The organism is Actinacidiphila polyblastidii (assembly GCF_036353415.1).
Taxonomy (GTDB): domain Bacteria; phylum Actinomycetota; class Actinomycetes; order Streptomycetales; family Streptomycetaceae; genus Actinacidiphila; species Actinacidiphila polyblastidii.
Genome location: NZ_JAZEWV010000046.1, coordinates 16,797 through 26,166, shown reverse-complemented (window position 1 = coordinate 26,166; position 9,370 = coordinate 16,797). Strand labels below are relative to the sequence as shown.

Sequence of the window (9,370 nt, the reverse complement as noted above, 5' to 3'; positions counted from 1 at the left end):
CGCTTCCCCTGTCCCCACCACCGAGGAGCACCACCATGGGATCCAGGCGCAGCCCGACCCTGTACAAGCTCGTCTTCGACGACACCACCGACGCCCCGGGCTTCGAGATCACCCTCAAGTCGCTGACCATCAAGCAGCGTCGCGAGCTGAACTTGAGAGCGCGCGCGGACGAGACGGAGATGGACGTCGTCGCCCGCACCTGCGAACTGCTCGCCGGGCAGATGGTCTCGTGGAACCGCGAGGACGAGGACGGGCGCCCGCTGCCGATGACGGTGGAGTCCCTGATGGATGAGGAGCCGGGGCTCATCATCGACATCTCCGTGAAGTGGCAGCAGGCGATCGCTGGAGTGTCAGGCCCTTTGGAGAGCGACTCGCCCTCTGGCGAGATCTCCCCGGTGGAATCGGTCCTGACGGACATCCCATCGGAAAGCCTCGCGAGCTAGAAGACGCCGAGGAACTGGACGCACTGTGTCGCCGGTGGCATTGCCCGCCGTGGGAGGTCGACGCGGCACCGGCTGAATACCTGCGGTACCTGGAAATTCTGCGATTGGGGGTGAATCCGGATGTCTAATCTTGTGGAAATCTTGGTGACGGCCAAGAACCTCACGGGGCCGACAATGGCTGCGGTGAATGCGGAGGTCGACAAGACCTCGGCGAAGATGAAGACCCTGAACAAGACGGCGGCGTTGGCGGCGGCCGGGTTCGCTCTCGTCGGTGTCGAGGCCGTGAAGATGGCGTCGAAGTTCGACTCCGAGATGAGCCTGTTGCAGACGCAGGCTGGGGTGTCCGCGGACAAGATCGACGGCCTGAAGAAGGGCGTCCTCGACCTCGCGGGGAAGGTCGGCCAGGACCCCGACAGCCTCGCCGAGTCACTGTTCCACGTCGAGTCGAACTTCGAGTCGATGGGCATCAGCTCGAAGAAAGCCCTCGACCTCGTCAAGATCTCCGCCGAGGGCGCGACCGTCGGCCACGCCGACCTGGTCGACGTCACCAACGCCCTAACAGCGGCTGTCGCCTCCGGGATCCCCGGCGTGCAGAACATGGGCGAGGCCATGGGCACGCTCAACGCGATCGTCGGCGTCGGCGACATGAAGATGAGCGACCTTGCGAAAGCCTTCGGCAGCGGCATGGTCGCCACGGTCAAGGGATTCGGTCTTTCCATCACCGACGTCGGCGCCGCTCTCGCCGTGTTCGGCGACAACAACATCAGAGGCTCCAACGCCGCCACCCAGCTGCGTATGTCCGTGATGGCGATGGCCAAGCCCGTGCAGGGCGGCGCGGACGCCCTGAAGAGCATCGGCCTGGAGACGGACACCCTCGCGAAGGACATGCAGAAGGGTGGCCTGAAGGTCGCGTTGGAGGATCTGGTCGCGCACCTCAACGCAGCCGGGATCTCCAGCAAGCAGCAGGGCCAAATCATCACCGATGCGTTCGGCCGCAAGGCGGGTGCGGGCCTGAATATCCTCGTCGGGCAAATGGACCGCCTAGAGTCGAAGTATCCGGCTTTGGAAAAGGGCGCGAAGGGGTTCGGTAAGTCATTTGCGGATACGCAGAAGACTTTCGCCTTTCAGATGAAGTCATTGCAGGCGAGCTTCGACGCGCTGATGATCGGCGTCGGTGAGAAAATCATTCCGCCGCTACAGGGCTTCATCCATCTGCTCGCAGAGCACAAGCGCGCAACGATCGACGCGACGATCGCCACCGCTGGGCTTCTCGCCGCGCTGGTCGCTGTGTCCGTGACGATGAAGGCCGTCGCCGCCACGAAGATGGCGTGGGCCGGCATCAGCAAGGGGCTCACCGCCCTGCGCGGCGAGTTGGTCATGGCCAACTCCGCTTTTCTTACCGCCGGCGGGGGCCTGAAGGGGCTCTCGGCAGGCTTCGCTGCGCTGTCGACGAAAGCGAAGGTCGGTGTGGCGGTCGTCGCGATCGGCGCTGTCGTCATGGCCCTCGACAAGCTCAGCTCCTCGGGGAAGAAAGCTCCTGACGTCGACCGGATGGCGACCGCGCTCGGCAACCTCGCCACGTCGGGGAAGTCCGGCGGGGAACTGACGAAGGCGTTCGGCACCAACCTCAGCGGGCTGGCCGACGACATCGACAAGCTCAACGGCAAGAAGGACGGCCTCGACCACTTCAACGACGTGATGAACGCCGTCTTCACGCTCGGCATGAAGGGGTCCAACGGCCCCAAGAAGGCCAAGCAGGATCTGGACTCGATCGACAAGGGCCTCGCGCAGCTCGTCACCGGCGGCCACGCGGAGGAGGCGCGGGCCGCTCTGACGAAGCTTTATGCCGCAGGCGCGAAGGTGCCGATCGACAAGCTCGACAACTACAACGCCGCACTGGATGCCACGAAGCTGCAGTCGGACCTTACGGCGGACGCGCAGGGCCGCTTCGGGAAGCAGGCGGAGCAGGTGCAGCAGCAGCTGCAGGCGCAGAAGGACGTCGCCGACGGCCTCGCGCAGAGCCTCCAGGCGCTGGACCAGATCAACCAGGACTCCTACAACTCTGAGACCAAGTTCTACGACTCCATCAGCGCCGCGACTCAGGCACTGAAGGACAACGGCAAGACCCTGAACGTTCACACTGACGCTGGCCGTAAGAACCGCGATGCGCTGAGCGCGATTGCCGCTTCGACGGACGACTACACCCAGAAGCTGACCGCGCAGAACGCGGGCATGGACAAGATCGATGCCGCGTACACCACGGGCTACGACAGTCTGGTCAAGGCGGCGGAGGGGTTCGGGCTGGGCGCGACTGCAGCGAAGAAGCTCGCAGATTCGCTCCTGCACGTGCCGCAAGAGGTCAAGGTCCAGGGAAACATCGACGACTTGGAGACGAAGCTCAAGTCGGCGAAGGCGCAGCTCAAGAGCGTGCCGCCGTCGAAGAAGGCGAAGCTTCTCGGGGACATCGCGGACCTGGAGCGGAAGATCGCCGCTGCGAAGCGTGAGCTTGCCGGAGTGGTCGGCAAGACGGTCGGCATCAACATCGTCACCACCCACTCGGACAAGGGGTCGGTGGCGCACGAGGGCGGCCAGTACAAGGCGGCCGGCGGGTTCGTCTCGGGCCCGGGGACTGGCACGAGCGATGAAGTGCCGATCATGGCGTCGAACGGCGAGTTCGTCGTCAACGCCAAGGCGGCGCAGGCGCACCGCGGGCTCCTGCAGGCACTGAACAGCGGCCGGCATGGCGTCGCAGCGTTCGCCAAGGGCGGCACGGTCTCGAAGGCGCAGCAGGCGGCGATCGACCGGGCGACCGCGGAGCACTCGGCGGCCGGTGAGGCGATGGGCTCGCTGAACATCAGCTACTTCGGCCGGCTGGCCGGGTACAAGACCTCGTCGTTCCAGAACACGATGGGCGCGCCGTCCGGGCTCGGGGATCTCGCGCAGTCCCTGAACGACTGGGCGTCGAAGATCCGCGCGGCGACGCACGGGGCGCAGGAGTCCAAGCTGATCCGGGACTTCGACCGGTTCGGTGCGGCCGCCCTGAAGAACGAGAAGTCCCTGCTCGCGGTCAACAGCAAGCTCAGCGCCGCCTCGGACAAGCTCAGCGCGCTGAAGGACGCCGCGTCCCAGCTGAAGGACAGCGTGTCGTCCGGGATCGTGTCGGGCGGCTCCATCGCCAAGGGCGGCGCCGGCAACGCGCTCGGCGTGGTGGAGCAGCTGCAGGGCTCCGTCGACTCCGCGAAGCGCTTCGCCGCGGACCTGGCGAAGCTCAAGGCGTCCGGCCTCAACTCCCAGTCCCTCAGCGAGCTGGCGCAGGCCGGTGTCGACGGGGGCCTCGGTACCGCGGACGCACTCGCTGGGGCGTCCCCGGCGTACCTGAAGCGGATCAACGACCTGGAGAAGCAGCTCATCGCCGCGGGCGGGTCGGCCGGATCGACCGCGGCGGCCTCGGTGTACGGCGCGGGGATCAAGACGGCGCAGGGCATCGTCGACGGGCTGAAGAAGCAGCAGTCGAAGCTCGACTCGATCATGGCGCACGCGGCGGCGGCGATGGCCGCGGAGCTGAAGCGGGCGCTTGGTCGCAAGGGCGCGGGAGGTGTCGTCGGTGCTGCGGCGGCCGGCGGTGCTCGGTGGGGCCGGACCCTCGTCGGGGAGTACGGGCCGGAGATCGCAGACCTGCCCGTCGGGACCCGGGTGCACTCCGCGCCGGACACCGCGCGGATGCTCGGCGGCGCCGCTCCCGTCCAGCCGATCGCGCTGACCGTCGTCATCGGCGGCACCACCGTCGGCACCGCGCTGATCGATCCGCTCCGCAAGGAGATCCGCCAGCAGGGCGGCAATGTCCAGCTCGTCCTGGGTGTGAGAGGCAAGGGGTAGGGATGCACAGGTATCAGGCGATCAACGCGCCGATGGCGACGACCGCGGCGACCGCTAAGGTCACGACCGGCACCAGCATCAAGACGATGTTGCAGATCGCGACGCCCGCGACCCGGCAATTGCAGGTCATCTCCTGGGGCTTTTCGATCGACGCGGCGCCGGCCACGACGTCGACGGGCACGGTGGAGCTGATCCAGACCGATGTGGCGGCCACTGTTACCGCGCATGTCGCGTCGGGGGTGCAGCCGCTCGACCCGAACGCCCCGGCGTCGCTGGTCACGCTCGGCACCGCGTTCACCGGCTACACCGGTACCGCGGAGGGCACCATCACGGGCACGCGCGCCTTCGACGTGCAGCTCATCCCGGGCCTCACGGCGGGTGGGAGCGGCATCGAGCCGTACTCGTACCAGTTCATGCCGGACGAGCGCCCGTTCGTCGGCACCAGCAAGTTCTTGAGGGTGCGAGCGACGTTCGCCGCGGCAGTGAACCTCCTGTGCTGGGTCGTCTGGGACGAGTGACCCATGCCGCACTCCGCTCTCGCGCCGCTCGTAGCGGGCTGGCAGCGCCGCCTCGGTGGCCGGCCGGGCCCGTACTCCGTCGCGTCCGCGTCCGGGGTGTCAGCGGGCGGCTACGGCCCGAATGGGCTGCTGGTGGAGCTGCTGGTCGACGGGCTGTGGCAGGACATCACGCAGCGGGTGATGACGCGTGACAGCGGGCAGATCAGCATCACCCGTGGGCAGACCTCTGAGGGCCAGCAGCCGAGCCCCGGCAGCTGTACCTTCCAGCTGAACAACCGCGACGGGCTGTTCTCCACGGCGAACGCGATGTCTCCGTACTGGGGGAAGATCGGCCGCAACACCCAGATCCGCGTCAGCGTCGCGAAGGGCGACGATCGCAGCTACCGCTTCTGGGGCGAGGTCAGCGCGTGGCCGGAGGACTGGGACGGCACCAACACGGACGTGTGGGTGGACGTCGAGGCCGCTGGCATCCTCCAGCGGCTGAGCCAGGGGCAGACGCCGCTGCGGTCCACGATGTACCGCGGCCTCACCTCGATGGCCACCACGCCGCCGGTGGCGTACTGGCCGTGTGAGGACGGCGAGGCGTCGACGTCGCTGGCGTCAGCGTCCGGCGGCACGGCCATGAAGCTCGTGGGCTCGCCGAAGCTCGCGAGCGACACGGGGTTCCTGTGCTCGACGGCGCTTCCGGTGATGGCGGGTGGATCGTTCGTCGGCAAAGTCCCGACGTACACGGTCACCGGCGAATCGCAGATCAGGTTCCTGATGCAGCTCCCTACGGCACCGCCCAACGCCACGCAGCTTGTCAAGGTCGCAGCAACCGGAACCGTGGCCTTCTGGGCTGCGTCCTACGGCACCGGCGGAGGGCTGGCCTTGCGCGGCCTCGACACCGACGGGCTGACAGTCCTCTACGACACAGGCTTCATCGTTTTCCAGGTCGACGGCCAACGCCTTTACGTCAGCATGGACCTCACCCAGGCCGGAGCGAACGTCAACTGGACGATGTCGGTCGTCAACACCGAAACCGGCGTCGGCAGTATCTTGTCCGGCACGTTCAACACGGTCACCGTCGGTCGACTCACCACGGTGACCGTCACCCCCGGCCAGACCATTGCCGATGGCATTTTTGGGCACATCAGCGTGCAGAACGATGTGACGAACCTCTTCGACCTGATTGGCCAGGTCACCGCATTCGTCGGGGAGGCCGCTGGAGCACGTATCGCGCGCCTGTGCTCCGAGCAGGGCGTCAATTTCGTGCCTGTCGGTACTTCGTCGCAGGACTCGATGGGGCCTCAACTGCCCAATACCTTCCTCGCGCTCGTTCAGGAGTGCGTAGACGTCGATCAAGGCATTCTCTTCGAGCGGGAGACCGCCTTCGGTCTGGCGTATCGCTCGCGCACCAGCCTCTACAGCATCACGCCCACGGTGACGCTGTCGTACCCCGCCAACCACCTCAGCGCCGTGCCCAAGCCCGTCCCGGACGACCAGAACACCCGCAACCAGTGGACTCTTGCGAGGCCGAACGGCTCATCGGCCACATTCACCCAGGACACCGGTCCAATGCGGCCACTGGACCCCCCGAACGGTGTCGGGCTCTACTCGGACTCGGCGACGGTCAACGTGCAGAGCGACGACGACCTGTATCAGCACGCGGCGTGGCGCGTGCACCTCGGGACCGTCAACGAGCCCCGCTACCCGGCGACGACGGTCAATCTCGCGCGGCCGGTGATGGCGCCGCAGCGAGTTGCCGCCCTCAACGTGCTGTTCGGGAGCCGGTTCGTGATCTCGTCGCCGCCGCAGCGCGTCGGCGGTGACATCTCGCAGATCACGATCGGCATCCAGGAGACGCTCACCCACTTCGAGCACGTGCTGACCTACGTCGGCCGGCCGGAGAGCCCGTATCGGGTGGCGATCACCGACGATCCGGCGACGGCCCGCCCGGACACCGGCGGGTCGCAGCTGGGAGCGGACATGGGGCCGGCGGACGGTACTGCGCTGGTACAGGTCACCGGGACGACGCTGTGGACGACCGACGCGGGTGATTTCCCCTTCGACGTGACGATCGCCGGGGAACGCATGACCGTCACCGGCATCACAGGCGCCGCATCGCCGCAGACCTTCAGCGTCACCCGCTCCGTGAACGGAGTCAGCAAGAGCCACCAGGTGGGCGAGGCCGTGAGCCTCTTCACCCCGATGCTTATCGCCCTGTGAGGAACTGATGCCGACCTTCACAACCTGGCCCGCGGGCAAGCCGTTCACGGCCGACCGCATCAACGCAATGGTCGGGCCGCTGCAGACGTACACCCCGGTCGTCACCAACGCCGGCAGCGCCACCTTCACCACGTTGACCGGGATCTACGTCGTCATGGGCCCGCTGACGTGGGTGAACATCGACCTGACCGTCGGCACCGCAGGGTCCGGTTCGGGCCTGGTGACGATCACGATGCCGTCCGCTCCGGACCACACGCAGCGGCAGGTGCTGACGATGCACACCGAGTCCGTCGGCTCCGGTGGCAACGCCAGCAGCCACATCGGTGGCGGTGAGGCCGTGTTCCTTGCCGGGGGCTCCGGCACGACGACGGACCGGCTCCGTACCGACGAGGGGTCGACGACGGCCCGTGAGAACAACGTCATGGGCAATGACCTCCTCGCCGGGGGTCACATCACGATCCAGGGCTTCTACCTGTGAGCCCCCAGTCCCCAGGAGGACATATGCCCGTACAGCTCATCGAGCAGCACCACCGCCCGGGCCACGCCCTTGGGCGGCACGTCGAGCATGACCCGCGGTCGCTGGCCTACGCTCATGGCGTCCTGCCGAAGTCGCAGATCAAGTCCGTGTCGTGGACGCGCCGGATCCCGATCCTCGACCAAGGCCAGCTCGGCTCCTGCACCGGCAACGCCGCGACCGGGGCGCTCGGCACCGACTCGGCCGGACGAACTGCGGCCACCTCGGTCACCATCTCGGTCGCCGGCGCCGCTGCCTCCCACGGGCTGTTCAAGGCCGGAGTGCACGCCCTCGACGAGACGTTCGCCGTCGCCCTGTACTCCCTCGCGACGATCCTCGACGGCGTGTCCGGCCAGTACCCGCCCACCGACACCGGCTCGTCCGGCATCGGAGTGGCCAAGGCCCTCCAGGCGCTCGGGCTGGCCACCGGCTACACGCACGCGTTCTCGATCGCCGCCCTCAACTCCGCGCTCCAGACCGGGCCGGTGCTGATCGGCATCAACTGGTACCAGTCGATGTTCGACCCTAAGACGGACGGGCAGATCGTCGTCGACACCAAGTCGACGCTCGACGGCGGGCACGAACTGGAACTCAACGCGTTCGACGCGACGACCGGCGAGTATCAGGTCCCGAACTCTTGGGCGGAGTCGTGGGGTGTGGACGGCTGCGGGTACTTCACTACCGCGGCGCTCACCCAGCTGCTGTCGCTTCAAGGCGACGTGACGGTGCCCGCCTGGACCACCGCACCGACCCCCACCCCGACGCCGGTCCCGGCCGGCGCCACTGGCGCGCAGGTCGCCGCCGCGGTCCGCGCCGCACTCACCGCTCAGGGGGTGTAGCGGCGTGGACGGCGTGGACTACTCGTTCGGACACCCGGGCGGCGCCGCACTGCGCGCCGCGGGCAAGACGTTCGCGTGCCGGTACCTGTCGCACACGGCGTCCAAGAACCTCACGCCCTCCGAGACCGCGGACCTCGCCGCGCACGATGTGGCCGCCGTTGTGGTGTGGGAGACCACCGCCAGCCGGGCGGCAGCCTCCCGGGCTGCCGGCACCGCGGATGCGACCGAGGCCGCGGCGCAGGCCAAGGCGTGCGGCCAGCCCGCGGACCGGCCGATCTACTTCGCTGTCGACTGGAACGCCGACCCCACGCTGGTGGTGCCGTACTTCCAGGGCGTCGCGAGCGTGCTGGGCGTGGCCCGGACCGGTGCCTATGGCGGGATCAAGGTCGTCCGGTACCTGCTCGATCACGGGCTGATCCGGTGGGCGTGGCAGACCGCCGCCTGGTCCGCCGGGGCGTGGGAGCCGCGGGCGCACATCCGCCAGTACGCCAAGACCATCACCATCAACGGGGTTGCCTGCGACCTCGACACCGCCATGCAGGACGACTTCGGGCAGTGGACGCCCGGGCACTCACCCATCACGGAGGACATCGTGACCCCTGCCGAAATCGACGCGGTCGCGACCGCGGCCGCCAAGAAGACCCTCGCCGCGCTGGGCGCGCCGGCCGGGGTGCTCGCCGCCATCGACAACCCCACGGTCGCCGACGACCCGAAGAACCCGAGCGCGGACGACGAGAGCCTGCGGGCGATGTGGTGGGACACCGGAATGCACGCCGGCCGAGCCGATGCCAACAGCGCCGCGGTCCTGGCGCAGCTCAAGCAGGGCGTGCCGCTGTCCCTGACCGACGACCAGGTCACCTCGCTGGCGACGAAGCTCGCGGCGAACCCGACCTTCGCGAGCACGCTCGCCCACGCCATCGGCAGCGACTTCGCTGCCCGGCTGCAGTCCTGATCCCCTACCAGCAGAAACGG

7 protein-coding genes are annotated in these 9,370 nt (G+C 67.9%); all 7 read left to right on the top strand.

The annotated features are described in order from the left end of the window. Positions 1–35: 35 nt before the first annotated feature. The 7 genes from V2S66_RS31405 to V2S66_RS31375 all read left to right on the top strand — a co-directional run bounded on the left by V2S66_RS31405 (position 36) and on the right by V2S66_RS31375 (position 9,350). On the top strand, positions 36–443 hold the full coding sequence (locus V2S66_RS31405) for a hypothetical protein (protein ID WP_330800159.1): 408 nt from the start codon (positions 36–38) through the stop codon (positions 441–443). A gap of 144 nt (positions 444–587) precedes the next feature. Then, positions 588–4,319, top strand: a complete 3,732-nt coding sequence (locus V2S66_RS31400) for a phage tail tape measure protein (RefSeq protein ID WP_330800158.1) — start codon at positions 588–590, stop codon at positions 4,317–4,319. A gap of 2 nt (positions 4,320–4,321) precedes the next feature. Next, a complete protein-coding gene (locus tag V2S66_RS31395) occupies positions 4,322–4,837 on the top strand; it encodes a hypothetical protein (protein WP_330800157.1) in 516 nt (171 codons plus the stop codon). A gap of 132 nt (positions 4,838–4,969) precedes the next feature. Continuing rightward, positions 4,970–7,045: a hypothetical protein gene (locus V2S66_RS31390; protein WP_330800156.1), complete on the top strand. Its 2,076-nt coding sequence runs from the start codon at positions 4,970–4,972 to the stop codon at positions 7,043–7,045. A gap of 7 nt (positions 7,046–7,052) precedes the next feature. Beyond that, positions 7,053–7,523, top strand: coding sequence for a hypothetical protein (locus tag V2S66_RS31385; protein ID WP_330800155.1), 471 nt, complete (start codon positions 7,053–7,055; stop codon positions 7,521–7,523). Between the two features lie 23 nt (positions 7,524–7,546). Beyond that, on the top strand, positions 7,547–8,398 hold the full coding sequence (locus V2S66_RS31380) for a C1 family peptidase (RefSeq protein WP_330800154.1): 852 nt from the start codon (positions 7,547–7,549) through the stop codon (positions 8,396–8,398). Between the two features lie 4 nt (positions 8,399–8,402). Next, positions 8,403–9,350 carry a glycoside hydrolase domain-containing protein gene (locus V2S66_RS31375; protein ID WP_330800153.1) on the top strand — a complete coding sequence of 316 codons (948 nt, stop codon included), beginning with the start codon at positions 8,403–8,405 and terminating at the stop codon, positions 9,348–9,350. Positions 9,351–9,370: the final 20 nt, after the last annotated feature.